This window comes from Tepidiforma bonchosmolovskayae (assembly GCF_008838325.1).
GTDB classification, from domain to species: Bacteria; Chloroflexota; Dehalococcoidia; order Tepidiformales; family Tepidiformaceae; genus Tepidiforma; species Tepidiforma bonchosmolovskayae.
The window spans coordinates 2343653-2370279 of record NZ_CP042829.1; the positions used below are offsets into that span (position 1 = coordinate 2343653).

Consider the following 26627-nt stretch of genomic DNA (forward strand, 5'->3'; position numbering starts at 1 on the left):
GGCGGCTGCCCTGCGCGCCGCGCATGCCCTACCCCATCAGTACCTGCGCAGACACCGCAGCCGGCCCGACCCGCAGCACACCCTCCACCGCGCACGCCGAAATCGGCAGCAGCGAGCGGAGCTGCCGCCAAGGGCTCGACCGGTCGGCTGCCGGCCCAGGGGCGAACAGCGCCCCTTTCGAGAGACGGGCCGCCGTGGCCCGCACCTCCACCAGCGCCTCGGCCAGGGCCGTTCCGCCGTTATTCGGCGCATACACGACCCAGCCGTCCCAGCGCAGCATCGCCGGCTCGATCGCGTACGGCGCAGGGAGGCGCGCCTCGGCGAGCACGCCCTCGGCTGTCGTAATCGCGATCGCCAGCCCGTCGCTCTCAGCGTCCATGCGCACGTCGCCGGCCCGGGCTGGCCCTGCCAGCGCCGGCAGCGCTGCCCCGTCCGCGGTGACGGCCTCGACGAGCACGTTCCGCGGCATCATCCGGAACCTCCCGCCCAGGGCGAGCGCAGCAAACCGCATCGGCCGGCCCCCGCTCGCGCCGTCTACGGCGAGCAGCCGCCCGTAGCACGGGACCGGCCGGGTCACGTCTGCCGGCATCCACCGCATCGCCGCGTCACGGTCGACTTCAAACGTGACCTGCACCCAGCGCCCGGCGATCTCCAGTGGCCCGGCGTCGAACGGCGACGGCGCCAATCCTTCGATGGCACGCAATCCCCGGTCCGGCATCTCACAACCCTCCTGCGCCGGCCGGCGCAACACCGATGGCGACCGCCCCCGGCCCCACGACGGCCCCGATCGCCATCGAAAGCTCGGTCACAATCAGCCGCTCTACCCGGTGCTCCCGTCGGAGCCGGTCGGCGGCCTCCTCCGCGATGCCCGGCGCGACCGCATGAGCCACCACGGCATGGAGCGGCACCCCGCCGGACCGCTGGCCCACCCGGCGCACCGCCTCGGCCAGTGCTTCTTCGTGGCACCCGCCGCGTGCAATCCCGGTCACCCGCGTGCCGATCCTTAGCACCGGGATGTCCTCGTCGAGGTCGCCGAGGCGCTCCTCGACCAGCGCCAGCCGCCCCGATTCCGCGAGCCACCGGGTGCTCTCGGGCACGACAAGCGCATCTGCCAGCGGCTCCAGCTCTTCAGCCAGCCCGAGGAGCGCATCGAGGTCCGCCCCCGCAGCTGCCTGCCCCGCAAGGGTTACGAGCAGCGCGCCGAGGCCGGCATGGCCGACGCCCGGGTTCGAGATCTTGATGCGCGCCGATGGCAGGTCGTCCTGCACCGTCAGCATCGCCGCGGAGGCTGTGGTGAAGCTCGGGCTCACGTCGAAGGGCGTCACCAGGCACAGCACGGCGTTCCCGACGCTGGCGGCTGGCCGGAACACGTCGAGGTAGGCCGTTTCCGGGGGACCGAACGTCCGCGGCAGCGGCGCGCCCCCGCGGACCCGCACGTACGCCTGCCGCCAGGCCCGTTCGTCGTCGACCGCCCGCTCGTCTTCGAACGCGAAGCTCCCGCGCGCGATGGCGATGCCGAGTTCAGCCGCAGCCTCGTCCCCGAGGCAGGTCGCAGAGTCGGTGACCAGCTGAACTCTTGCCACAGGCACCCCCGTCGCGGACTGGCAGGATGCTAGCATAATCGTTAGCCTTCGGCTCACGACCTTGCCGGGTGGGTGTCCCCATGAAATTCGGGATCTTCTACGAACACTCCGTCCTCAAGCCCTGGGACGACCGCTCGGAATACCGCGTCCTCCAGCAGGCGGTGGAGCAGGTCGTGCTCGCCGACCAGCTGGGCTTCGACCAGGTCTGGGAGGTCGAGCACCACTTCCTTGAGGAGTACTCCCACTCCTCCGCGCCCGAGGTCTTTCTCTCGTACTGCGCGGCGAAGACGACGAACATCCGGTTCGGGCACGGCATCGCCCTCATGCTCCCGCCCATCAACCACCCGGCCCGCGTGGCCGAGCGCGCCGCCACGCTCGACCTCCTCAGCGGCGGCCGGCTCGAATTCGGGACCGGCCGCTCCGCGACCTGGACCGAACTCGCGGCCTTCGGCTGCGAGCCCGACCTCACCAAAGAGATGTGGGACGAGTGCACCCGCGCCGTCGTGAAAATGTGGACGACCGACAACTTCTCCTGGAACGGCCGCCACTTCCAGATGCCCCAGCGGAACGTCATCCCGAAGCCGCTCCAGAAGCCGCATCCGCCCCTTTGGGTCGCCGTCCAGTCCCCTGAGACCGCCGTGCAGGCCGGCGAACGGGGCATGGGCATGCTCGGTGTGACGCTCGGCGCCCCCCTCGACTACCAGCAGATGGTCAGGGACTACCGCCGCGCCATCCGCACCTGTGAGCCCATCGGCGAAACCGTCAACGAACAGGTTAACGGCGTCGCCTTCATGTACTGCGACGAAGATGACGCCCGCGCGAAGGCGATCGGCGGGATGGCGGCCCTCCAGTTCGGCGTCCGGGCGGCCCACCTCGTCGGCGTCGGCGGCATCTACCCGTCGCCCGCCTACCACGCCCACGCCAGCGCCGCACCCCTCCGCAACCGCCCCGGCGATGTGGTCGGGCCGGTGCGCGAAGGCACGCCCATCGGCGACCCGAAGGCCTGCATCGAAGCCCTCAAGTGGTGGGAGGAAGTAGGCGTCGACCGGATGGTCTTCCTCATCAACACGGGCGAGACCATCCCGCAGGAGCAGGTGCTCAACAGCCTCCGCCTCTTTGCCCGGGAGGTCATGCCCGAGTTCACCCGCGCCGAACGCGCCGAAGCGAAGAAGGCGGCCGAAGCCGCCGCCCGGGAGGCAGCGCTCCGGGCAGCGGCAGGCGTGCCCCCGACCGGCGGCACGGGCGCCTGACCGCCCGCTGCTACACCTCGAGCCCTTCGGTTTTCACGAGCACGCGCAGCATCACTTCATCCGCCCCGCCCCCGATGCCGAGCAGGCGGCTGTCCCGGAAGTAGCGGCTGGTCCACATCTCCTCCATGTAGCCCGCGCCGCCATGGAACTGCAGGCAGGTATCCGCCACCCGCCGCACGAGCCGGCCCGCCTTGAACTTCGCCATCGTTGCCAGCCGCGTCACGTTCTCGCCGGCGACCACGCCCTCGGCCGCCGCGTAGGCCAGCTGCCGCAGCGATTCAATCTCTACCTGCAGCTCCGCCAGCGTGTACTGGATGTACTGCATCCCCAGCAGCGGCCCGCCAAACGCCTTTCGCTCCCGGAGATACGCGACCGTCCGCTCCATCGCCCGCTGCAGCCCGCCCAGCGCCGTGTACACCGCAATCAGCCGCTCCTTCTGGAACTGCTCCATCTGCAGGTAGAACCCCTGACCTTCTTCGCCGATGCGGTTGGTGACCGGCACGCGGACGTCTTCGAAGACCAGCTCGGCCGTGTCCGACGAATGGTTGCCCAGCTTCCGCAGCTTCCGCGCCACGCGGAATCCGGGGCGGTCGGTCGGCACAATGATGAGCGACATCCCCCGGTATCCCGCCTCCGGCGACGTCCGCGCCAGCAGCGTCAGGAAGTCGGCCTGCGTTCCGTTCGTGATGTAGATCTTGCTGCCATTGATGACGTACTCGTCGCCGTCACGGCGCGCCGTCGTCCGGATGCTCGCCACGTCGGAGCCGGCGTCCGGCTCCGTTACCGCAATCGAGGCCACCAGCTCGCCACGCAGCGCCGGTTCGAGGTACGCCTTCTTCAGTTCGTGCGAGCCGTGCTTCGCCAGCGCGGGCGTCGCCATGTCGGTCTGCACGTTGATCGCCATCGGCACGCCGCCGCAGTCAGCCCTCCCGAGCTCTTCCCCCAGCACCACCGTGTACCAGTGGTCGGCACCGCCGCCGCCATAGGCCGGGTCATACTCCACTCCGAGCAATCCGAGGCTCCCGGCCTTCCGGAACAGCTCATGGGCAGGGAACGTCCCGGCAGCCTCCCACTCATCGGCGTACGGGTTGATCTCCTTCTCGACAAACTCGCGAACCGTCTGGCGAAAAATCTGGTGTTCGGCGGTGAAGCGCGCCATCGCAGGTGGACCTCCTCCGAATTTCGAAGCGTGTGTCAGGCGTTCTGGCTGGCTGCCGGCTCGGGGACGTCGGCGAGCAGCCGCGCCGGCAGTTCCACGACCCGCGCGCGCAGGTACTCGCCGAGGCTCTTCGCCTGCGGGTCCTGCCGCGTTGATGCCGCGACCCCCTCGCCGAGCAGCCCGTGAATCACGAAATTCACCGCCCGCAGGTTCGGCAGCAGGACGCGGGTGACCCGGAGTGGCCGCGCCTCCGGGACCAGGTCACGCAGCCGGTCCTCCGTCAGGAACTCCGCCAGCCACGCGTATCCGGCATCGCTGCGCGCCCATACACCCACGTTCGCATTTCCGCCCTTGTCCCCCGACCGCGCGCCGAAGACGAGCCCCAGCGGCACCCGCACGGTCGGGCCGCGCGGGGCGCGCACCGGCGCCGGCGCCTCAACCGGGGCGGACGCTTCCCCTGCGGGGGGCTGCGCCACCGGGATGGTGCGCCCGTCGTCGGTCACCACCACTTCCTGCACCTCCGAGCGCGGGACGAGCGCCGGCCAGTACACCCCGTAGGCATCTTCGGACCCGGGCGGCGCGGTGACATAAAAGCCCGGATAGTTCGCCAGCGCCAGCTCGATCGCCGCGTTCGAAAACGCCCGCCCCACCTTTGCCGGGTCGCGGTCCTTCACCGTCACCCGCAGCAGCGCGCTGGCAAGCTCGTTCGATGGCGGGTCGGGCCGGTCCGTGCGGATCAGCTGGACATCCACCTGTTCGAACGCCTCGCGCCCGCCGATGCCCGCAAAGAGCGACCGCAGCGCAAGGTCCGCCTTCTCCTCGATGTCGAGCCCGGTGAGCACGAACGTTACCGAGTTCCGGTACCCCCCGACATAGTTGATGCAGACCTTGGTGGTCGCCGGCGCGGGTTCGCCCCGCGTGCCCCACACCCGTACGCGGTCAGGGCCGTCCTGTTCCAGCCGGATGGTGTCGAAGCGGGTCACGACATCCGGGTTCAGGTACCGCGCCTCGCCGATTTCGTACAGGAGCTGCGCCGTCACGGTCCCAACGGAGACCAGCCCGCCGGTACCGGGGTGCTTGGTGATCACGCTCGACCCGTCCTCGGCCACCTCCGCGATGGGGAAGCCCGGGTGCTCGAGCCCCGGCACCTCCTGGAAGAACGCATAGTTGCCGCCGGTCGCCTGCGCCCCGCACTCGATGATGTGCCCCGCCGCGACGGCCCCCGCCAGCCGGTCCCAGTCGTCCCGCTTCCAGCCGTACCACCAGGCCGCCGGCCCGACCACGAGCGAGGCATCAGTCACCCGCGGGCAGACGACGATGTCGGCGCCGGCCTCCAGCGCCTCAACAATGCCCCACGCGCCGAGGTACGCGTTGGCGGCCACCGGCTGAATCCCGGCCTCGCGCAGCGGCTGCCCGGTATCCATGTGCGCGAGCGGCTCCCGCTCCAGCAGCGATGGCAGACGCGGCAACAGGTCGTCCCCTTCGATGTGCATGACCCGTGCCTGCAGCCCAAGCCGGTCACAGATTTGCCGGACCCGCATCGCCATGCCGGCCGGGTTCAGCCCGCCAGCGTTTGTGACAATCCGGATGCCCCGTTCGAGGCAGGTCCCAAGCACCTCCTCCAGCTGCCGGAGAAAGGTCACGGCGTACCCCGCGGTCGGGTCCTTCTGCCGCGCCTTCCAGAGGATGAGGAGCGTCAGCTCCGCGAGGTAGTCGCCCGTCAGGAAATCGATCGGGCCGCCCTCCACCATCTCTCGGGCCGCCGAGAGCCGGTCTCCGTAGAACCCGGAACAGTTCGCGATACGAACCGGTGCTTCCCCACGTTGCCGCATACGTCACTCCGCCTGCCAGCGCGGTTTGCGCTTCTCCAGGAATGCTGCCATGCCCTCGCGGGCATCCTCGCCCTGGAACAGCCGCGCCGAAAACGCCGCTGCCCAGTCCAGTGCCTGCTCGAACGCCATCGACGGGACCGTGCGGATGAGCTCCTTGCACGCGGCAAGCGCCGCCGGGCTCGCAAGCCGGAGCGCCCCAACACACTCCTCCACCGCGCCGTCGAGCTCCTCGGCCGGCACCGCCCGGGCGATCAGTCCGATCGCCGCTGCCGTCGTCCCGTCGAACTGGCGCCCCGTGAGGAACAGGTCGCTCACTGCCGTCCGTCCCACCCGCTCCATGATCGGCACCGCGATGATCGCCGGCACCACCCCGATGCGCACCTCGCTGAACGCAAAGGTCGCAGTCTCGGGCGCGATGGCGATGTCCGCCGCCGCGATCAGTCCGATGCCCCCGGCCCGCGCGTGCCCGTTCACCCGCGCCACCACCGGCTTCGGCCCGGAACGGATCATCCGGATAATCGCCGGCAGTCCGCCGCCCCCCGGGCCCGCCGCCTGCCCGGCCTCGTTGGCAGCAAGCTGCTCCCGCAGGTCTGCGCCGCTGCAGAACACGCTTCCGCTCCCGGTCAGCACGATGCCCCGCACCGTCTCGGCCGCGAACGCCCGTTCCAGCGCCGCCGCCAGCTGGCCCACAAGGGCCGCCGAGAGGGCGTTCCGGTTCTCGGGCGAATCAAGCGTGACCGTGGCGATCCCCCGGTCTTCGGCATAGCGGACGAGGTCGGCCATTATCCCTCCTTCCGGAATTCGCCCGGCTTCCGGCCCGGCCCGGGCGGCCCGGCGAACGCCTGCGCAATCTCCATCCACTCCAGCGCCGCCGGGCCCGAGACCTCCAGGTCCGTATCCGCCAGGTGGCGGCGCTGCGTCACCACCCGGCAGAAGTCGGTGGCGCTCCCGCGGATGACATCCGTTGCCTCCGCCGCCCCGAATGCCCAGCGGGCGCCGCCCGGGCTCACCAGCTCAACCCGGACCGGCGCCTCAGGGGGCGTCCTTCCCCGGACGGCGTAGGAGTACGCCCGCGTCCGCACGCCCAGCTCGGCGACATGCCGGAGCCGTTCCGTATCCGGCCGCTCGAAGGGCACGACGTCGACGACATCGAGCCCGTGCGACCACGTCTCCATCAGCCGGGCCGTCACGAACGAGGCGGCGCCCATGCTCGGCCCGAACCACGGCAGCCGCTCGCTCCCGGTCAGCCGCCCGGCGGCCTCCGTCAGTCTTCGGCTGCTCTCGCGCCACCACTGGTACAGTCCCGTTGGCGTCATGGCGCGTCCGCGGGCGAGGTACTCCTGTTCGAACGCCGGCCCGCCGGCGTTCGCTGCCTCCCGCACCGTCTCGAATGCGGCGGGGTCCTCGATCGCCAGCCGGGCCTGGTCATCGAAAAAGGCCAGGTGCGCCACCTGGTCGCGCACGGCCCACCCCGGCGCGTGCGTGGGGAGCTCCCAGTGCTCCGGCGCCAGCTGCGCCAGCACCCGGTCGAGGTCGTCCTGCTCAGCCGCCAGGTCCGCGACCAGCGCCGCGAAGTCGATGCTCACGACGTCGCTCCTCCCTCGTCGATGACGGCAATCACGTCTCCGAGCGCGACCTGCGCGCCCGGCTCAACCCGGACCTCCCGGACGGTCCCTGCCGCCCCGGCGAACAGGCGGTGCTCCATTTTCATCGCCTCCAGGATGGCCACAACGTCACCGGCCTCCACGTGCTGCCCCGGCTTCACGGTCACCGCGACGACCTTCCCCGGCATCGGCGCCGTCAGCCCGCCGGCAATGCTCTCCCGGCCGCCGCGTTCGGGCAGCCGCGGGCGCTCCGTCAGCTCGACCTGGTGCTCGCCGAGGTGCAGCCACCAAGACATGCCGTCGCGGTGCCAGCGCGCTGTCACCCGGAGCCCATCCAGCTCCGCCGTGACCGTGTCGCCGGCGACGTCGAACCCCCGCACCTCGGAGGGCGCGCCCTCGCCGACGGCGACCCGCCACGACCCGTCACGCCGCGGTGCGTACCGCACTTCCAGGGTCCGTTCGCCCGCCGTGAAGTCGGTCCGCTGGTCCTGCGACGGGTTGTTTCGCCAGCCCGGCGGGATGGTCGCCTGGACACGGGCTGCCCGGCGCCGCAGCCACATCCCTGTCAGCGCCGCCAGGGCAGCGGCCTGCGCCAGCACCTCGTCCGGCGGCCCGCCCGGCGCGATGGCGTGCGTCTCGAGGAACCGCGTGGTCGTCTCGCCCGCGAGGAACGCCGGGTGACGCAGCACCGCGCGCAGGAAATCCCGGTTCGTCGGCGGGCCGAACACCGTCAGCCGGTCGAGCGCTGCCGCCAGCCGGACTGCCGCCTCGTCCCGGGTAGGGCCGTGCGCGATTACCTTCGCAACCATCGGGTCGAAGTACGGCGAAATTTCGCTCCCCGATGCAATCCCGGCATCCACCCGCAGCCAGGGCGCTTCCGGCGCCGAGAACAGGCGCACCCGCCCGGCCTGCGGCAGGAACCCCGCCGCCGGGTCCTCCGCGTACAGCCGCACTTCGATCGCGTGCCCGGTGATCCGCAGCTCGTCCTGCCGTACCGAGAGCGGGAGCCCCTGCGCGACCCGGAGCTGCTCCCGGACGAGGTCGACCCCCGTGATCAGCTCCGTGACCGGGTGCTCCACCTGCAGGCGCGTGTTCATCTCCATGAACGAAAAGCGCCCGTCGCCTCGCCACAGGAACTCGATCGTGCCGGCGTTCCGGTAGCCGATAGCCCGTACCGCCGCGACGGCCGCAGCGATGAGCCGCTCCCGGGCCTCTGCGCTGACCGCCGGCGATGGCGCCTCCTCGACGATCTTCTGGTGCCGCCGCTGAATGGAGCATTCCCGCTCGAACAGGACCGCCACATTGCCGTAGTTGTCGGCCAGCACCTGCACCTCGATGTGCCGCGCGTCGATCACGTACGGCTCCGCAAACAGGCGCCCATCCCCGAAGGCCCCGAGCGCCTCCCGGCGGGCAGCCGCCACGGCAGCGGGCAGCTCCGCAGGGTCGGTGACGATGCGCATCCCGCGCCCGCCGCCGCCGGCGGCCGCCTTGACCATCAGCGGGAAGCCCACCGATGCCGCCTGCGCGGCCAGTCCGCCAGCGTCCTCGCCGTCAAGCAGCGCGCGTGGCAGGACCGGCACGCCCGCCGCCTCCATCGCTGCCAGCGCGGCGACCTTGTCGCCCATCTGCGCGATGACCTCCGGGGGCGGGCCGACCCAGAGCAGTCCCGCCTCCTCGACCTGCCGCGCGAACTCCGCCTTCTCCGAGAGGAATCCGTAGCCCGGGTGCACCGCATCAGCGCCCAGCCGCCGGGCAGCTTCCAGGATGCGCGCGCCGTCCAGGTAGGTCTCTCCCGGGGTCGTGCCCCGCAGCTCCACCGCCGCGTCGAGCTCCCGCACGAACGGGAGCCCGCGGTCCGGCTCAGCGAAGACGCCGACCGGCTCGATCCCCATCGCCCGGGCGGTCCGGGCGACCCGGCTGACAATCTCGCCGCGGTTCGCAATCAGCAAACGACGAATTCGCCGCTCCATGGCTCACATCCTGAACACGCCGAACGAGTCCGTCCCGCGGACGACGTTCGAATGGATGGCTGAGAGCGCAATGCCGAGGACGGTCCGGGTATCCCGCGGGTCGATAATCCCGTCGTCCCACAGCTGCCCCGTGGCGAACAGCGCCGTCGACTCCCGCTCGATCTGCGCTTCGATGGCTGCCCGCATGGCTGCGTCTCGCTCTTCGTCGATCGGGATGCCGGCCGCCATCGCCGCCTGCCGCTGCACGATCGACATCACGCCGGCCAGCTGCTTCGGGCCCATCACGGCAATCCGGTGGTTCGGCCACGTGAAGACGAATCGCGGGTCGTAGGCCCGCCCGGCCATCCCGTAGTTCCCGGCGCCGTACGAAGCGCCGATCATCAGCGTGATGTGCGGCACCTTCGAGTTCGTGACCGCGTTGATCATCTTCGCCCCGTCTTTGATGATCCCCCGCTGCTCATAGACCGTCCCGACCATGTAGCCCGTGACGTTCTGCATGAACAGCAGCGGAATATCGAGCTTGTTGCAGAGCTGGATGAACTGCGCGGCCTTCTCCGATTCCTCGGAGAAGAGGATGCCGTTGTTCGCGAGGATGCCGATCCGGTAGCCGTGCAGCGACGCCCACCCCGTGATGAGCTGCTCGCCGTACAGCGGCTTGAACTCGTGGAAGCGGGAGCCATCGACCACCCGGGCAATCACCTCCCGGGCATCGAACGGCACCCGCAGGTCCACCGAAGCGATCCCGAGCAGCTCCTCCGGGTCGTGCACCGGGTCATCGGGCGGCTCCGTCGGCGCAGGCCCCAGCTTCCTCCAGCTCCAGCTCTCGACCAGGTCGCGCGTGATGCCGATCGCCTCGTACTCGTCGTCCGCGAGGAAGTCGGCCAGGCCGGAGACGCGCGCATGCATCTCCCCGCCGCCGAGCGACTCCTCCTCGGCATCCTCACCGGTCGCCATCTTGACCAGCGGCGGCCCCCCAAGGAACGCATGCGACTGCCCCCGGATGAACACCGTGTAATCCGACATCCCCGGGACGTAGGCGCCGCCGGCCGTCGCGTTGCCGAACACAATCGACACCGTCGGGATCCGCTCGCCCGAAAGCCGCGTAATCTCGAAGAACGTCCGCCCGCCCGGCACGAAGATCTCTGCCTGCCGCGGCAGGTCGGCTCCGCCCGATTCCGTCAGCTGAATGACCGGGAGCCGGTTCGCCCGCGCGATTTCGAAGGAGCGGAGCGTCTTCTTCACGGTGTACGGATTCGACGTCCCGCCGCGCACCGTCGGGTCGCTCGCCTGGATCATGCACTCGACGCCCGAAATCACGCCGATCCCGGTGACGATGCTCCCGCCCACGGTGTACTCGCTTCCCCAGCCTGCCAGCGGCGATAGCTCGAGGAACGCAGAATCCTGGTCGATCAGCAGCTCGATCCGCTCCCGCGGCAGGAGCCGTCCCCGCGCCCGGTGCCGGGCGACGTATTTCTCGCCCCCGCCGGCCCGTGCGGTCGCCAGCTGCTGGTCAATTTCCGCCAGTAGCCCGAGCATCTGCTCACGGTTCTGCTGGAATGCCGGTTGTCTGGTGTCGATGCGTGACCTGAGTACCTGCATGGTGCTGCCTCGGCGGAGTGTACCGATCGGTAAGCCAGGCGGGACGGCCGGACGGCCCCCGCGCGGGGGCCGGTCAGCCGTCGCCCGGCTCGCGATACTCGGCCGCCAGCCCTGGATTCGAAACCTCCAGCTTGTCGAGGGTTACCCGTCGCAGGTGGCTGAGCACCGCCAGCCGCCAGGGGCCCTCGTCAGCCTCGCCCTTCCGGATGCGTTCGCAGAGGGCCTCGTTTCGCCGCATCAGCGCCTCCCGCACGGCCGCCAGCTTCGGCGGCATCGGCTCGATGCCGAGCAGGTGGTCGAGGCCGTCCCACTCCCGTGCGAGGTGGTCCTCCATCGTCGCCAGTTCGCGCCGGAGCATCTCGATGACGTTCATCGAAACCCGGGCATGGAAGCTCAGCCGCCCCTGTGTGTTCGGCATGACGTCGTCCCGGAGATACCCCGCGACCGCCTCCAGCAGCTCGTCGATCGTCGGCCGATCCTGCATCAGTCCCACCTCCCTTCGAGCAGCTCGAGCAGCACAATCTCCGTCTCTGCCGTCCGCCGCCCAATAGCCGCCAGTTCGACGCTCCGGCTCCGCCCGGTGAGGTAGGTGGCCGCCTGCGTCATCGTGATGACGCCCCACTTGAGGTTCCCGAACATCTCGTACCAGAGGAAATGCTGCCGGTTCACCTTCCGGCCGCCGGCTGCCTCGTACGCCTCGATGAACGCCTCCCGCGTGCCGACACCGGCGATCGGCAGCCTGCCGCCGAACCGCCACGACTTCACCGCCAGCCACCCGAGGTCCTCCATCGGGTCGCCCCAGTGCGCCAGCTCCCAGTCGAGGATCCCCTTCACCCCGGTCTCGTCGAAGATGAAGTTCCCCAGCCGGAAGTCGCCGTGGACCAGCACCAGCTCCGACGGCGGCGGCAGGTGCTGCCGGAGCCAGCGGATGGCCAGCTCAAACACCGGATGCGGGTCGAGTTCAGCCGTCCGGTAGCTGGTCTCGTAGTGGTCGAGCTGCGCCTCCGCCGAGGTCTTCCCCTCCGGTGGCCGTTCGAGCCCCGCCAGCTCGGGGTGGTCGGCCTCCCGAATCGCGTGGATCCGTGCGAGGTCCCGCGCCAGCTGGTACGGCACCACCTCGCGCGCCTTCGCGTACTGCTCCCCCCGGATGAGCCGCGCGCCCAGCGTCTCCCCGGGCACCCGCCGCATCACGAAGAACTTCACCGGGAACGTGTCATCCCCGTCCCAGAGTGGCTCCGGCACGGTGACCCCGGCATTCCACGCGGCTTTAATCAGGTGGTACTCCAGCTCCCTCCCGGGGATGGTCGGCGCGCCCGGCACCGGGTCTGCACGGAGGATGCCCTCGATGCGCCCCTGCGGCGTGTCCGCATCGAACGACCACGTCTCCCGGGAGGCGCCGCCCGAGAGCCGGGCCAGGTTCGACACCGTGACCGGGCCGCCCGTCCGTGCGGCGATGAACCGCTCCAGCCCCTGCTGGACCTCCTCCTTCTGCACGGCCCTACTCGACCTGGTCGAGGTACTCGCTCAGGCCGTAGCCCTTGCGCTCGCCGTCGAGGAGGTACTCCGTCATCCCCTCGCCGATGTGGGTGAACTTCCCGGCCCGGCGGTTTCGCAGCGGGATGAACCCGCGAACCGTGCCCTCCACCCGGTGGGTCTCGCCGTTCGCCAGCGTTACCGTCGCACGAAGTGCCTTGTGGTAGTTCGTGTTCTCCTCGTACTCCGTCTCGAGGTCGATCTGCTTCACCGGGATGATGGTGTCCGGGCCCTTGTGGAACACCCCGCCGATTCGGTCGCCGACAATCGAGAGGACCATGCCCAGGTCGTCGCCGAAGTTCCCCGTAATCCACCGGTAGCTCGGCGTCGATTGCCAGTACCGCGGCCCCCAGGAGTGGTCCCGCAGCCCGTGCCCCGTGATCTGGAGCACCGGCCCGTCCTCGACCTGCAGCGTCCCGGTGACCCGCATGTGCTGCTCGTAGTGCGCCCGCGCGAACTCGTTCTGCGCGCCGGCTCCGCCCGGCTCGGCCACGTGCCCGTAGATCGGTCCGACGCCCTCGTGCACCAGGTCCAGCCGAATCCGCTTATGCGGGTTCTCCTTGAACGCCACGCTCGGCTCCCGCATCTCCCGCGGGTCCTTCAGGTAGACCACCGAGCCCTCATACGTCGTGCGCAGCCGCTCGCCCGGCTCGAGCACCTCCACCTTCAGCCCGCCGGCGTTCCATCCCTCGTTGCTCGAAATCTGGGGCCGCTTGTAGTTGAACAGCGCCGAGCCGTCGGGCTGGTACACAATCACGGTTACCTCGGCGTAGCCCTCGTTGGCGCGATTCCCGATGCGCAGGAACCCGCCCATTTGCTGCTGGCGGTCGAAGAAGTTGAAGTAGACCGACTCGTTGAAGTTCTCCTCGGGGCCGAGGGGGTGAGTGTAGTCGTCTTCCGGCTTGACGTTGCCGACGATGGTAACCATGCGCTGCCTCCTGCCGGTGCTGTCTCCCGGCGAAGGCGGATCATACCGGAGCCGCCGCCGGCCCGCTCCTACTGCGTAACCGGCGCCAGCGTCCGCAGGTAGTTCACGAGGTGCCAGATCTCCTCGTCGGTCATCCCCTGCTCTTTCCACGCCGGCATCGCTGTACCGGGGATGCCGTTCGCGATGAACCGGTAGAGCTGCCCGTCCGGGTGCTGCGGCACGTGCACCGTGAGGTCGAGCGGATACGGGTTCAGGTTCAGTCCCGGGGGCGGGACGCCGGTCCGGCCATGGCAGGCGATGCAATTCGCCTCGTACAGCGCCCGGCCCTTCGCAATCGAGTCCGCATCGGGAAAGACGGGGTTGCTCGGCAGGCCGGCCTGCGGCTCGTGGGCATGCACGCCGAACAGCAGCAGCACGCCGAGCCCGAAACCCGCCAGCGTGCCCGTGCTCGCCGCCCGGCCGGCAATCCGGTGGAGCCGCCGCGCCTCCCCCCGGGCCAGCGCAGCGCCCAGCCCGGCCAGCAGCAGCACGAGCCCGCCGAACTGGTTCCAGCTCAGCCCCGCCGTCGGCAGCGCCCACCGGCCGCCCGTGGTGGCGCTGCCGCCCGCAAACGCCCCGGACGGCCGGACGTCGAAGAACGTCCGCGCGTCGTCTGCATCCGCCCGCCGGACCTCGACCTCCACCCGCCATCTCCCTTCGAGCGGGAGGTACGGCCCCTGTCCGCTGAACTCCCCCGGCCCGTCGGGCGAGAGCACCAGCGTCGATGGGCCGAGCGACTGGTCCTCCTGGTACCGGAACGACAGCCGTACGAACTGCGCCGCTGCGGGTGCTCCGCCGGCACCGGCGAGCCGTACGCGGAACGTATTCAGCCCGGTCTGGTTCGGGTGGATGGAGAGCGTCACCCGGAGGTCGTTCGCAGGCGCGGTCATCTCGAACGGCCGGCGCTCCGGCTCGATGACGATTGAGCGGCTGGTCGTGGTCTGGCTCATCAGAGCGGCGGCGCCCACGACCAGCAACCCGGCCGCCAGCTCCGCCGCCGCAGTCAGCATGAACCCCCGCGGCTCACCCCGCCGCTCCTCCATCAGCCGCACGCGCCCCCGCCGGGCGTTGTACAGCGCGATTCCGAGCAGCGGGACGATCAGCGCGAGCTTCGCCAGCAGAACGAGCCCGTAGCGCGTCTCCGTAAGCTTGGCCGTGCTGTCGATGTGGACCAGCGCCCCGAGGAGGCCGGTCGCCAGCAGGAGGAACACCATCGCCGAGGCCAGCCGCGTGAACCGGCGCATCAGCGCGCGCCACGGAGCATGCCGCTGCCCGAACCCGGCGGCAACGACCGCCCCTGAAACCGCCCCCAGCCAGGCCACGGCAGCGCCGGCGTGCGCCGCGTCGATCGCCATCGCCCAGCCGCTCCCCGGGACCGCGGCCGCGTGGCTCGTCGCCGTGAACGTCCAGAGCGACCCGCCGACCGCGCCCAGCAGAGCCCACGACGCGGCCCGAGGGTGCCGTGAATGCAGCGCAGCAACAGCCCCGGCGGCAGCCGCCAGCGCGGCCCACGCCAGCCAGTACCGCCCGAAGCGGGTGTCGACGATCGCCTCGGCCGCCGGCAGGCCGCTGTACGTGTCCAGCAGAAGGGCGAGGCTGAGTCCGGCCGCCCCGATCGCCGCACCTGCCCCGAGCAGCGCCGCTCCGCGCAGTCCCCGCCGGGCGCCGGCCGGGGCTTCGGGCCAGAGCAGCGTGACCGTCGCCGCTCCCGCCAGGAGAATCAATCCGAGCAGGGCCAGGGACCGCACCGCCGTCCCATCGGCCCGGCCCAGCCGGTCGGCGCTCGAACTCCCGCCGCGGACCAGGTTCGTGCCCCCAGGCACCGAGCCGTCCGGGTTCAGCACCGTGAACGGGTACGACCCCGAGAGTGCGTGCCCGTCCACCAGCGACACGTTGTTCCAGACGACGTTGTAGATGCCCGGCTCGAGCGCGGGCAGCGTCGCGCGCATCCGCGACCCGGTCACCACGGTGTCGCCGATGGCGACTTCGCGTCCCGTGGCGTCGAGCAGGCGGATGCGGCTCGCCCGCCCGTCGATCGGCTCCGTGAAGTCGAGGATGACTTCCTTTGGCGGCTGCCGCAGGAAGGCGTTTGCGGCCGGCTCCGAGGAGCGCAGCGCCGCATGCGCCGCAGCCGGCTGGCCGCCCGGCGGCCAGAGGGCAACGGCCGCCAGCACCGCGAGGAGCAGCGCCAGGGTTCCCCGCCTCATTCCCCCCGCCTGCTGAGCACCACGCCCGCGCCCAGTCCGACCACGAACAGCCCACCGCCGACCGCGGCAACCAGCACCCAGCCCACCTCGCCGCTCCCCCCGGCTGCGGAGATGCCGGTCACCCCCGCCGGAGCGGCCGGCCCGCCTCCCAGCAGCGTCTCCTTCAGCAGCTCCCGCCCCGGGCTCGGCGCGGCCGCGGGGTCGACCCGGAAGCGGAGCTCTCCGGTGGCCGTGTCGCCGTCGTCCGCGCTCAGCGTCCGCCACCGCACGGTGTATTCGCCCGGCGGCAGGTCGGCCGGCAGCCGCACGCTGAGCCGCCGACGGTCGTTCGGGTCGATGACCGCTGGCTCGCGCGTGACCTCGTTCCCGCCGGCATCGTACACGTCGATGTCGTTCGCACCCGCCTGCCTGGCCATCTCCTGGGTCATGACCAGGACGACCTCGGCCGGCGGCGCGTTCAGCACCGCTCCGTCGCCCGGGCTCGCACGCTCTGGCTCCGCGTGTGCGAACGCCGCAGCGAACCACCCAACGGCAGTGAGGCCGGCAGCCGCAGCCGCAAGCCATCGCATAGCCACCAGTCTAGGCCCACGGTACCGCTGCACAAGCGAACCGGCGGACACCTGCGTCTGTCTTGACCCGCTCCTGGCGGACCGGCCCGGCGAGCTCGCCGGGCCGGCCGAAGGGGAAGCGCGTGATGCGCCGGTCAGCCGCGCGGCAGGCCCAGCCCGCGGGTCGCGATGATGTTCCGCTGGATCTCGCTCGTCCCGCCCGCGATGGTTGACGACACCGTCTGCAGATAGCTGCCCGGGGCGCGGCCCTTCATCGGCGCCTCCCTGCCGGTCAGCAGCGCCGAGGTCCCGAGCAGCTTCATCGCGGTCCGTGCAATCCGCTGGCTCAGCTCGGTGTTGAACAGCTTTGCGATTGAGGCTTCGTGGTTCGGCACGCGGCCCGCCGCCTGGATGCTGATCACCCGGTAGCTCAGCATCTTCGCCGTCGCGGCTTCGATCCACCGGTCCGCGAACTCGGAAGCGAAGGCGGCGCTCGCGCTCGCCGTTACCGGCTGACCGCGGTGCTCCTTCCAGAATCGCAGGTAGTACTCCAGCGTCTGCCGCTGGCCCACTGCGTTCCCGATCGACGAGCGCTCGAAGTCGAGCGTCGTGGTCCCGATGTACCACCCGCGGTTGATCTCGCCGACGACGTTCCGCACGGGCACCCGCACATCCTCGAAGAACACCTCGTTGAACTGGTGCCCGCCCGCCATGTTGATGAGCGGCCGTACGGTGATCCCCGGGCTCTTCATATCAACGAGGAAATAGGTAATCCCGCGGTGCTTCGGCGCGTCCGGGTCCGTCCGGGCCAGCATGAACATCCAGTCCGCGTTATGCGCCCCCGACGTCCAGATTTTCTGCCCGTTGATGATGAAATCGTCGCCGTCGCGGACTGCGCGGGTTTGCAGGCTGGCAAGGTCGGAGCCGGCGCCGGGCTCGCTGTAGCCCTGGCACCACTGCACTTCGCCGCGCAGGATGGCCCCAAGGTGCTCCCGCTTCTGCTCCTCGTTGCCGTGGATGATGAGCGTGGGGCCGATCATCGAAACGCCCATGCCCCCGACCTGCGGCGCCCGCGCCTCGGCGAACTCCTCGTTCATGATGAACTGTTCCATGACGCCGAGCCCGGCGCCGCCGTACTCCTTCGGCCAGGCTGGCGCAATCCACCCTTTCTTCGCGAGCTTGTCGCGCCACTCCTTCAGCACGCCGCCCCGCTCGCGTGCCAGCTCCATCGGGTTCGCATCCGGGTCGATCTTCGGCCGCTCCTTCTCCAGGAACTCGCGCACTTCGGCGCGCCATGCCGCCTGCTCGGGGGTGTCTCGGAAGTCCATCGCCTTCTCCTGCCGTGTCGTTGAGGGGCTGCGCGAACACTAGCAAACGGCAACCCTGACGTAAAGGGAAAGGTCATCGGCGGCACGCAAACGCCGTGCAGCCGCGTTCCCCGGCGCGTAGACTGCGCACGCATTCGCACCCCAACGAAAGGACGCCCGCCATGAAAGTTGGTTCTGGATTCGGCGGCACCTGGCTCACCGCTGTCCCCGACCAGGCGCGCCACGCCGAAGAGCTCGGCTACGACTTCGCCAGCACCCCGGAAACCCAGCACGACTCCATCCTCGCGGCTACCCTCGCCGCCTACACCACCGAAAAGCTCGAAATCCAGACGAGCGTCACCATCGCCTTCCCCCGGAGCCCCACGGTGCTCGCCATGGAAGCCTGGGATATCCAGCACCTCAGCAAGGGCCGCTTCGTGCTTGGCCTCGGCTCGCAGGTCAAGGGGCACAACCAGCACCGCTTCAGCGTCGACTGGCCCGGCGCCCCGGCCACCCGGATGAAGGAGTACATCAAAATGCTCCACGCCGTCTGGGACTCCTTCCAGGACGGCAAAAAGCCGGAGTTCATCGGGAAGTACTACCACTTCACGCTCATGACCCCGAACTTTAATCCGGGGCCCATCCCCTACCCCCGCCCCAAGGTCGGCCTCGCCTGCGTCGGCGACGCGATGGCCCGCGTGGCCGGCGAAGTCGCCGACGTTGTCATGCCCCACGGCTTCATGACCGACAAGTACATGCGCGAAGTGGTCCTCCCGAACGTCGCCATCGGCCTGAAGCGCTCCGGGCGAACCTGGCAGGACATCGAAATTGCCGGCGGCGGCTTCACGGTCTTCGGCGAGACCGAGTCGGAGATCGAGCAGGGGCTCGAACGCCTCCGCCAGCCGATTTCGTTCTACGGGTCAACCCGCTCCTACCACGAGGTGTTCGAGGTCCATGGCCTGAAGAGCCTGGGCATGCAGCTGCACGAGCTCTCTCTGCAGGGCAAATGGGACGAGATGCAGCGCGTCATCCCCGAGGATGTCCTCCGCGTCTTTGCCCAGACCTCCACCTACGACAAACTGCCGGAGTTCGTGGCCAACCATCGCGAATACGCCTCGCGCATCACGCTGCCCCTGCGAGCCTCCACCCCTGAGCAGCGCGAGCGCGCGAAGTACATCATCGAGCAGGTGAGGAAGGTGCAGGTGCCCCGCGTCCCCCGCGGCCTCGAGGACCTCTCCGCCATCCCCGACCGGCCGAAGGTGACCGCCTGACGGCCCATCCCGGCCCGGCGCCTGCCGCGTAGGATCGGTGCATGCCCACGCGATCCTGGCGGCGGGCCGGTGCAGCGCTGCTCACCCTGGCGGGCGCGGCGGCGCTCGCCTTCGCCGCCTTCGACCGCGCCGGCGAGTTCGCCCTCATCGAACGCCCCTGGGAGGCCTCGGCGCTCAACTGGGCGGCGCTCCTCGGCCTCGCCGGCGCCGTGCTCACGCCCCGGTCCGGGTTGGCTGCAGGTCTCATCGCTCTCGCGGCCGCCTGGGCCGCCCTCGTCATCAGCCGCCTCGGCGAGGTTCCGAATCTGGTCCTCGTTGGTGCAGCCCTGCTCGCCCTCGCCGGCCTCCTGGCGCTCGCCGGGTCGCTGCGTCGGCGCCCCCGCCGGACGCTCCTGGTGCTCGCGCTGGGCGGCTCCTCGGTCGCCCTGCTGACCGTCGCCGGCATCCGCATCCATGGCGTCTACCTTGGTCCCACGCATCCGTCTTCGCCCCTCCGGCCGCAGCCCGTGGACCTGGTCGAATGGGCCTGGGCAGGCGCCGTTACGCCGACCTCGTTCGCGGTGACCGCCCAGCTGGCGGAACCTGCGCGCGCCGCCGACCCCTCCGCGCTCGCCCTCGTGGTCCGCGCCGCATCCGATGGCGCTGTCGTCGGCCGGTTCGCTCCCGCCCGCATCAGCCCGGCCGGTGTCGCCCGGTTCGAAGCCGCCGGTCTCGAGCCCGGCGCCCGGTATCGCTGGGCCGTCGCCGTCGACGGCCGCGAAGACTGGTACCGCACCGGCACTCTCCGGACGTTCCCCGTCGGCCCGGCCGGCTTCACAATTGCGTTCGGAGCCTGCGCCTCGACCGGCTCGAACGGCCAGGTCTTCGACCGCATCCGCGAAGCGGAGCCCCTCCTCTTCATCCACACCGGCGACTTCCACTACGCGGATATCGACGCCAACGACCCGGCGGCAATTCGCCGCGCCTACGCCCGGTCGCTGCAGGCGCCCGCCCAGCAGGCGCTCTGGCTCACTGCACCCGTCGCCTACACCTGGGACGACCACGACTACGGCGGGAACGACGCTGACCGCACCACCGCCTCGCGCGACGCCGCCCGTTCCATCTACCGCGAAATCGTGCCCCACTACCCGCTGCCTTTCGATGGCCCCATCGCCCAGGCGTTCACCGTCGGGCGGGTGCGCGTCATCCTCACGGACAGCCGGTCCGAACGCGCACCCTCCAGCGCCCCCGACGGCCCTGGCAAGAGCATGCTCGGCGACGTTCAGCTCGCGTGGTTGTTCGACGAACTCCTTCGCGCCCGCGACACCGCGGCGCTTATTGTCTGGGTCAACAGCGTCCCGTGGATTTCGTCGTCGGCCGGCGGCGACGACTGGGGGGCCTACGCCGAGGAACGCCGCCAAATCGCCGACTTCATCGTCGAGCACGGGATCCGCAACCTCGTGATGCTCAGCGGCGACGCCCACATGCTCGCCGCGGACAGCGGCGCGAACAACCGCTTTGCCGCCGGCGGCGCCGGTCCGGGCTTTCCCGTCTATCACGCCGGGGCCCTCGACCGGCGCGGTTCGGTCAAAGGCGGCCCCTACAGCGAGGGCGCCCGCCCCGGCGGCGGCCAGTTCGGCCTCCTCGCTGTCGACGACCGCGGTGACGCCATCGAAGTTACCTTCAGCGGCCGCAACTGGCGCGGCGAAGAACTCATCCGCCACGCCGTCACGTTTGCCGTCGAGCCGTAGCCGGCGCCCGGCGCCCGGTGTACCCTCCGGCCGTGCCGCCCACCGTCCGTCTTGTGAACCAGCGCACTGGCGAAACGGTCGCCGGGCGTGTCAGCATCGCCGATTCATTCTGGAGCCGCTTTCGCGGCCTCATGTTCCGCCGGCCGCTCGAGCCCGGCGAGGGGCTGTGGATTGAGCCCTGCTCCTCCATCCACATGCTCGGCATGCGGTTTGCAATCGACGCCGTCTTTCTCGACCGCGACGGCCGGGTCCTGAAAGTCGCCCGCGGCGTCCGCCCATGGCTCGGGCTGGCAGCTGCGCGCGGCGCCCGGGCGGTCATCGAACTCCCCGCCGGCTCCGCCGCCGCCATCCAGCCCGGCGATCGCCTCGAGACCGCGCCAGCTCCCTAGCCGCTCTCGCAGCCGATGCCGTCGCCGTCGCTGTCGAAACGGTGCGGGTCCGGCGGCCGTACCGGGAACCTGCGGTAGGGGATGTTTTTGCAGTCCAGGTCGGGCGGTGGCGGGGGAATGCAGACTGTCGGGTACGACGGGTCGCACCGTCCCGAACCGCCCGGCGGGGATGTCGGCGTAGGCCAAGGCGGCCTGCTCGTGGCCGTGGGCGTCGGCTGGGGCGGACGCGGAGTCGGCGTCGCCGTTGGGGGCGGAGGCGGCGTGGTCGGCGTCGCAGCCGCCTGGCCGGCCGGCCGCGCTGGGGTTGCGGTCGCTGTCGGGGTGGGCGAAGGCCGCGGACGTGTGACGCCGGGTGCCGTCGGCGTCGCGGTCGGGGTCGGTGTGGCAGCGGGCGTCGCCGAACGGCTCTCTGCCGGCGCAGCGCCGACGGTCGCCTCACGCTGCCCGGACGCAGTGCCGGCCGCGCCTGGTTCCGTCTCACCGGCGCCGCCGCAGGCTGCAGCGACCAGTGCCAGGGCGCCTGCCGCCATAACGAGGCATTCCCTCACGTCATCAATCCTAAGCGCCATGTCAAGCCCGCACGGCCGAAAACAACGAGAGCGGGGCGCTCAGCAGGGCGCCCCGCTCTGCGAATCCGCGTGGTGGAGCCGCCGCTACTGCTGGACCGGCGTCTCCTTTGAATTCCCCCACTCGGCCCACGAGCCGTCGTAGACCTTGTTCCCCTTGCCGAGCCCGACCAGCCGGAGCGTGAACAGCGAGTGCGCCGCCCGCACGCCGGTCTGGCAGTAAGTGATGACCTGGGTGTCCTTGGTGATGCCGACCTTCGCGAACTGCGCGCGCAGCTGGTCCGCCGGCTTCCAGACCTTCGGGTCCGTATCCGTCAGCGAGGCCTGCCAGTCGAGGTTCACGGCGTTCGGGATATGGCCGCCCCGTGCGGCGCGCACGTCTGCGCCCGTGTACTCCGCCTGCGTCCGGGCGTCGAGAATCACCACGTTGGGGTCAGGGTTCGTCGCCTTTTCTTTGACATAATCGAGGGCACAGATGACATCGGGGTTCGGCTTCGCCACGAACTTCGCCGGGGTCGGGTTCGGCACCTCCTTGGTCACTGGCCGCCCCTCCTTTTCCCACTTCGCCCAGCCGCCGTTCACCACCCGTGCCTTCGGGTGACCGTAGTAATCGAGCACCCACCACAGGCGCGTCGCCCAGAGCCCGGTGCCGTCGTCGTAAATGACAACTTCCTTGCTCGCGTCGATGCCCAGCGCCCCGGCCTTCTCAGCGAAGAGGCTCTCCCTGATGACGTAGAGCTTCTCGTCCGGGTCCTTCAGCGCGACCTGGTCGTACCACACCGCACCCGGGATGTGGCCGGCCTCGTAGGCCTCCTTCTTGCGGATGTCCACGATGACCAGCGAGGGGTCGCCCAGCTTCCCGGCCAGCCAGTCGGTTTCGGCGAGCAGGTCCGGTTCGGCGTAACCTGCGGGTTCCGCTGCGGTGTCGCCGCTCTTCGAGCCGGCGCCATTGGTGTCGTCATCGTCGCCGCCGCACGCCGCCGCCAGCGGCAGCGCCAGCAGCACTGCGAGTGTCAGCCCCAGCAGGGGCAGCCGCCGCAATGAGTCCAACATGTTCTCCCTCCTCGTGTCCTTAGCTTTTCGAGAGTTCGGCGGCGCGCTGCGCAATCTCTGCGAGCGCCTTTTTCTGGTCGAGCGTCCCTTCGGCCGGTTCGAGCCGGATGCGCCACGTTCCCCGGCCAACGGGCTCAATCGTCGAGCGGTAGTTCAGCTTTGCCCCCTCCCACGGCACCGTCGAAAGCGCGGGCGCGTGGTCGGTCAGCACCTCGAGACACTCGCCCGCGGGCAGCTTCGCGAGCGCCTCTCGCGCCTTCATCGCCGGGTAGGGGCACATCTCCCCCCGGACGTCCAGTTCCATCGTTCCCTCCTTGCCCATCGTTTACGGGAGCCGCCGGATCAGCGCGACGCCGATCCAGGCGCCCCCGAAGAGCGCAATGCCGTACACCCAGCCGGCCAGCGCCAGCGAGGGGACCGACGAGAAGAACGCCCCGATCGTGCACCCAATCGCGATGACCGAGGCGTACCCCATGAGGAGGCCGCCAGCCGCGGCCTGCACATACCGGCTCCGCTGGCGCGGCCGCCGGAGACGAAACTCGCCCGAAAGCACCGATGCGGTGAACGCCCCGGCAACCAGCCCGAGCATCGTGGCCGTCCGCACCGTAAACCACTTCTCGGCCCCGCCCGGCGTGCAGCCCGCCAGCAGCTCGCTGCCCTTCAGCGGCAGCGCGCCCGCATCGAACCAGCCGAGCACGTTGTCGGCCCAGAGCGAAATCCCGCCGGTTACCCCGAGCGGCACCTGCAGCCCGAGCGCGAACACCGAAATGACCGCCAGGGCGACCGCCCCGGTCGTGTAGCTCCACCCGTGGCCGCCCCAGACCCGCTCCCAGCCCTGGCGCAGCTGCTCACGCAGTCCGAAGGCCGGCTCCGGCGGCGGGGCAGGGAACTCCGGCATCTTCGGGGTGCGCGACTCCCACCACAGCACGAGGACGTACAGCCCAGCCAGCGCCGCCAGTGTCAGCGCCAGCGCCGCCGGGTAGCCGCCCAGTTCGGCCGGGAGCCAAACGGCGGTCCGCTCGCGGATGTCGTTGTCGTACCACCAGGCCCACTGGCGGTTGGCGACGATTGTCCCCGCGACGATGCCCGCCATCGCCACCCACGAGGCCACGTACCCTTCGCCCATCCGCCACAGCGACCCGGAGACGCAGCCGCCCGCCAGCACCATGCCCACGCCGAACAGCACGCCGCCCACGACGGTCGCAATGCCGACCGGCTGGATGTGCGGCCCGGCCGGTGCAATGCCGAACCCGGGGTCCGGCGCCAGCCGCGCCTCGAGGAACACGAAGCCCACAGTGGCAACGGCCAGCCCGACCAGGATCGCCCGGAACAGGCGCCCGTCCCCGAGGAGAATCAGGTCGCGGAACGCCCCGGCAAAGCAGAGACGGCTCCGCTGCAGAACCACGCCGAACGCCACGCCGATGAGCCAGAAGGCGCCGATGGCAAAACCCCGCTGGTCCAGGAGCAGCCAGGCGGCGGCGATCGCGGCTCCGAGGGCCAGCGGCTTCACAGGGAGGCGGGTAGCGGTCGAGGGAGCGGCAGGGGTGATCGTTGTCACGCCCTGTAAGCTAATGAAGTTGAGCTACTCAGTCAACTTCGATCGCTGGTACTGCCCGGCCGAACCCTCGGGCGGTGTTCCGCACGAACACAGGGAGCAAAACTGCATTGCCGGAGGAAAGCGGCTTCTCGGGCCGTAACCGATGCAGGAACGGAATCAGGTGGTAGCAGGGGGGAGGCTCGAACTCCCGACCTCACGATTATGAGTCGTGCGCTCTGACCGGCTGAGCTACCCTGCCACATTCTTGTGACCCAAACTCCCTTGACAGGTTCAGTCCTTAAGCCTAACCTCCAAAACCGCCGGAACCCTTGGACACAAACCCGTGACGGTCAGGAGGAAAGAGCAGATGACCCGGGCCAAATTCGACGATGTGATGCGCTCATTCGAGTACTCGCTGAGGGCAGCGGGGAAGTCGCAGCACACCATCAATCAGTACCTCGGGTCACCTCGGGCCTTCCTAGAATGGTACGGCCGAGACCCCCTTCAGGCCAAGAGGCACGACATCGAAGGCTGGCTCGCAGAACTCTCCAAGAGGCTCGCACCGGCCACCGTGGCCCACCTCTACTCAGGCCTCAAGGCCTTCTACCGCTGGCTCCTCGAAGAAGACGAAATCACAGAGGACCCCATGGCCAAGGTCCGCAAGCCGAAGGTCCCGGAGACAGAAAAGGACATCGTCCCGGCAGAGGTCATGGCCAAGGTCCTGAGCGAGCTGGACAGCACCAAGCAGTACAGGGAGGCAGCCATCATCAGCCTCCTCTACGACACCGGCATGAGGGCCAACGAGCTGGTCGGCCTCAGGGTCGATGACATCGACTGGGACGAACAGGTCATCCTCATCAGGAAGACCAAGAACGCAGAAATCAGGGTTGTCCCCTTCTCGAACCAGACAGGGCTCAGGCTCAGGCGGTGGCTGAGGAAGAGGCCCCATCAGGATGCAGAGCACCTCTTCACTGCCCAGAGGGGCCCGGCGGCTGGCAGGCCGCTCACAACCAGCGGGCTCAGGCAGATTGTCCAATCGGTCTTCGAGGGCAAGACCAGGGGCAGCATCACACCCCACGACCTGAGGCACACCTTCGCGACCCACTTCCTTGAGGACGAGACCGCAAGGCCAGAAGACCTCATGACCATCGCTGGCTGGAAATCTGATGCCATGCTCAGGAGGTACACGAGGAGCCGGAAGCAGGCCAGGGCCATCGCAGCACACCGCAGGCTCAGCCCCGTAGCCAGACTGGCCGACCGGAGACTCGCGCAGGGCTGAGACCGGTACGAATGGACGGCAACCGCTTGGGAATTTCTGAGGGCCGTGGCGGCGGAATGACTTTCGAGGTTTGCTGAGACTACAGGAGTCCAGCCAGGTGCTTGAGGGTATCTCCGTTCAGCGAACTCGGACTCCCTCGATTCGGCATAGTGACATCGGGAAGAGCCCGGCGGAAAGTTTATCTGCCCAGGCGCAAGCGAGCTCGGCCCGACCGACGCCGCCAACCAGGTGGTGATAGCCGACTTCCCTGGGCAGCAAACATCCGCATAGGCGCGCAATCGCCAGTTGCTACACCCTGGCGTCCAATCCCCGAAGTCCAGGCGGTCCGACGCTGGTCCAACTCCGGTGCCGCCGGGGGCATTGCTGTATGGCAGCGCCGAAACGAGGCCCATCCTTTGATGGGCGGCTTGGGCCAAGCCGAATCACGCCGCGAAGAGAATTAAGAGATTCAGATTCGACCCGAACACACCACGCAGCTCCCTGACAGCCGCCGCGGAGGAATGAGTGGTACCTCAAAAAACCGGCCCAATAGGCCCACTGACCTGGGGGCTGATGCCCCAGTGACCGTAACAGTACTGATGCGTTCACCGGGGTGATCCACCGCTGGGCCGGTACTGCTCCGAGAACCGGCCAACGACCGGCCCAATCGGCCCCCAGTCTCTAGGCTGCTCTACCCCGGTATTCCTGTCAGTTAAAATGGTCTATACTGTTTCGCAAAAAAGAATGTGTTGGTTCGCCACCGCCCCGAACAAGCAGAATGTCGTGGCAAACGACGGCTAGTCTCCGACCTGCACTTCGATCCGCAGAGTCAACCTGGTTCAGGCTACGCAGCTCGTTTGGCGAATGCCCACGCCGTTCGGAAGCGGATGCAGCGCGAGCTCGAGGGGTGGTTGCCGGTGTCCGAGCCGAGCTCGCGCGCTTGACCCGCAGGCGTATATCGCGTTACGGGCTGGCTAGACGTGCTGCAGGTTGCCGAGCCGCAGCTCAGCGAGGCAAGGAGTTCTCAGTTCCTGGGGTCGTTGCTCTCGGAAAGGAGCTGCGAGAGCGTCCAGGATGCCTTCCAGCAAGCCGCCCGCACCAGGTGAGGCTCGGGCTAGCAGTCCGCAACCCTGTGCGAAGCGCGGTACTCGGCTTGCGGGTCGGCCTATCGATTTGCTCGATGTCGCAAATTGGAACAGACCCCAGTTGCAGCCCATTTCTATACTCGCCCGGAGCCCGGGACCCGGAGGCATGCGCGGAGCAG

Annotated in this window: 22 protein-coding genes, 1 tRNA gene and 1 pseudogene; 5 read left to right on the plus strand and 19 right to left on the minus strand. The window is 69.6% G+C overall.

Going from position 1 to position 26627, the window contains the following annotated elements; translation table 11 throughout:
* Positions 1-28 precede the first annotated feature (28 nt).
* Together Tbon_RS11730 and Tbon_RS11735 are read right to left on the minus strand one after the other, a co-directional pair.
* Positions 29-718: a hypothetical protein gene (locus tag Tbon_RS11730; RefSeq protein WP_158067876.1), complete on the minus strand. Its 690-nt coding sequence runs from the start codon at positions 716-718 to the stop codon at positions 29-31.
* Between the two features lies 1 nt (position 719).
* Positions 720-1583, minus strand: a complete 864-nt coding sequence (locus Tbon_RS11735) for a DegV family protein (protein WP_192497956.1) — start codon at positions 1581-1583, stop codon at positions 720-722.
* A gap of 80 nt (positions 1584-1663) precedes the next feature.
* Between Tbon_RS11735 and Tbon_RS11740 the strand changes: the two genes are divergently transcribed.
* Positions 1664-2833 (plus strand): LLM class flavin-dependent oxidoreductase, encoded by a 1170-nt coding sequence (locus tag Tbon_RS11740; protein WP_158067878.1) that lies wholly within the window; start codon positions 1664-1666, stop codon positions 2831-2833.
* Positions 2834-2843: 10 nt separating this feature from the next.
* Here the strand turns inward: Tbon_RS11740 and Tbon_RS11745 are convergent, their stop codons facing one another.
* The 12 genes from Tbon_RS11745 to Tbon_RS11800 all read right to left on the minus strand — a co-directional run bounded on the left by Tbon_RS11745 (position 2844) and on the right by Tbon_RS11800 (position 17580).
* Positions 2844-3992, minus strand: a complete 1149-nt coding sequence (locus Tbon_RS11745) for an acyl-CoA dehydrogenase family protein (RefSeq protein ID WP_158067879.1) — start codon at positions 3990-3992, stop codon at positions 2844-2846.
* Positions 3993-4027: 35 nt separating this feature from the next.
* Positions 4028-5824, minus strand: coding sequence for an acyclic terpene utilization AtuA family protein (locus Tbon_RS11750; protein ID WP_158067880.1), 1797 nt, complete (start codon positions 5822-5824; stop codon positions 4028-4030).
* Positions 5825-5827: 3 nt separating this feature from the next.
* Entirely contained in the window at positions 5828-6607 is a 780-nt protein-coding gene (locus Tbon_RS11755) for an enoyl-CoA hydratase-related protein (protein ID WP_158067881.1), read from the minus strand.
* A complete protein-coding gene (locus tag Tbon_RS11760; protein ID WP_225734614.1) occupies positions 6607-7410 on the minus strand; it encodes a TIGR03084 family metal-binding protein in 804 nt (267 codons plus the stop codon). The genes Tbon_RS11755 and Tbon_RS11760 overlap by 1 nt, the downstream gene beginning before the upstream one ends.
* Complete coding sequence (locus Tbon_RS11765) at positions 7407-9398, minus strand: ATP-binding protein (RefSeq protein WP_158067882.1); 1992 nt, start codon at positions 9396-9398, stop codon at positions 7407-7409. The genes Tbon_RS11760 and Tbon_RS11765 overlap by 4 nt, the downstream gene beginning before the upstream one ends.
* 3 nt (positions 9399-9401) lie before the next feature.
* A complete protein-coding gene (locus Tbon_RS11770) occupies positions 9402-10997 on the minus strand; it encodes an acyl-CoA carboxylase subunit beta (protein WP_158067883.1) in 1596 nt (531 codons plus the stop codon).
* Between the two features lie 73 nt (positions 10998-11070).
* A complete protein-coding gene (locus Tbon_RS11775) occupies positions 11071-11481 on the minus strand; it encodes a DUF6285 domain-containing protein (RefSeq protein ID WP_158067884.1) in 411 nt (136 codons plus the stop codon).
* The gene (locus Tbon_RS11780) at positions 11481-12491 is read right to left on the minus strand and encodes a phosphotransferase family protein (protein WP_158067885.1); all 1011 of its coding nucleotides are present in this window, start codon (positions 12489-12491) and stop codon (positions 11481-11483) included. The genes Tbon_RS11775 and Tbon_RS11780 overlap by 1 nt, the downstream gene beginning before the upstream one ends.
* A 4-nt stretch (positions 12492-12495) precedes the next feature.
* On the minus strand, positions 12496-13458 hold the full coding sequence (locus Tbon_RS11785) for a DUF7064 domain-containing protein (RefSeq protein WP_158067886.1): 963 nt from the start codon (positions 13456-13458) through the stop codon (positions 12496-12498).
* Between the two features lie 68 nt (positions 13459-13526).
* Positions 13527-15704: a copper resistance protein CopC gene (locus Tbon_RS11790; RefSeq protein WP_158067887.1), complete on the minus strand. Its 2178-nt coding sequence runs from the start codon at positions 15702-15704 to the stop codon at positions 13527-13529.
* On the minus strand, positions 15701-16273 hold the full coding sequence (locus Tbon_RS11795; protein ID WP_158067888.1) for a copper resistance CopC family protein: 573 nt from the start codon (positions 16271-16273) through the stop codon (positions 15701-15703). The genes Tbon_RS11790 and Tbon_RS11795 overlap by 4 nt, the downstream gene beginning before the upstream one ends.
* Before the next feature lie 134 nt (positions 16274-16407).
* Positions 16408-17580: an acyl-CoA dehydrogenase family protein gene (locus tag Tbon_RS11800; protein WP_158067889.1), complete on the minus strand. Its 1173-nt coding sequence runs from the start codon at positions 17578-17580 to the stop codon at positions 16408-16410.
* Between the two features lie 161 nt (positions 17581-17741).
* Here Tbon_RS11800 and Tbon_RS11805 point away from each other — a divergent pair, with 161 nt between their 5' ends.
* From Tbon_RS11805 to Tbon_RS11815, 3 genes are read left to right on the plus strand one after another with little or no spacing between them, the layout of a single operon-like run.
* Positions 17742-18830 (plus strand): TIGR03617 family F420-dependent LLM class oxidoreductase, encoded by a 1089-nt coding sequence (locus Tbon_RS11805; protein ID WP_158067890.1) that lies wholly within the window; start codon positions 17742-17744, stop codon positions 18828-18830.
* Positions 18831-18871: 41 nt separating this feature from the next.
* Positions 18872-20560: an alkaline phosphatase D family protein gene (locus tag Tbon_RS11810; protein WP_158067891.1), complete on the plus strand. Its 1689-nt coding sequence runs from the start codon at positions 18872-18874 to the stop codon at positions 20558-20560.
* A 32-nt stretch (positions 20561-20592) separates the two neighbouring features.
* Positions 20593-20949, plus strand: a complete 357-nt coding sequence (locus tag Tbon_RS11815) for a DUF192 domain-containing protein (RefSeq protein WP_225734615.1) — start codon at positions 20593-20595, stop codon at positions 20947-20949.
* Here Tbon_RS11815 and Tbon_RS14525 read toward each other — a convergent pair.
* The 5 genes and pseudogenes from Tbon_RS14525 to Tbon_RS11845 form a co-directional block, all read right to left on the minus strand.
* Positions 20946-21134, minus strand: a pseudogene (locus Tbon_RS14525) (thermonuclease family protein); the annotation flags it as partial. The gene Tbon_RS11815 and the pseudogene Tbon_RS14525 overlap by 4 nt on opposite strands.
* Before the next feature lie 468 nt (positions 21135-21602).
* Positions 21603-22568, minus strand: a complete 966-nt coding sequence (locus Tbon_RS11830; protein WP_158067892.1) for a sulfurtransferase — start codon at positions 22566-22568, stop codon at positions 21603-21605.
* Between the two features lie 19 nt (positions 22569-22587).
* Entirely contained in the window at positions 22588-22872 is a 285-nt protein-coding gene (locus tag Tbon_RS11835; RefSeq protein ID WP_225734616.1) for a sulfurtransferase TusA family protein, read from the minus strand.
* A gap of 21 nt (positions 22873-22893) precedes the next feature.
* Positions 22894-24126, minus strand: coding sequence for a YeeE/YedE family protein (locus tag Tbon_RS11840; RefSeq protein ID WP_192497957.1), 1233 nt, complete (start codon positions 24124-24126; stop codon positions 22894-22896).
* A gap of 161 nt (positions 24127-24287) precedes the next feature.
* Positions 24288-24364, minus strand: a tRNA-Met gene (locus Tbon_RS11845).
* A gap of 108 nt (positions 24365-24472) precedes the next feature.
* Here Tbon_RS11845 and Tbon_RS11850 point away from each other — a divergent pair.
* Positions 24473-25384: a tyrosine-type recombinase/integrase gene (locus tag Tbon_RS11850; protein ID WP_158067895.1), complete on the plus strand. Its 912-nt coding sequence runs from the start codon at positions 24473-24475 to the stop codon at positions 25382-25384.
* Positions 25385-26627: the final 1243 nt, after the last annotated feature.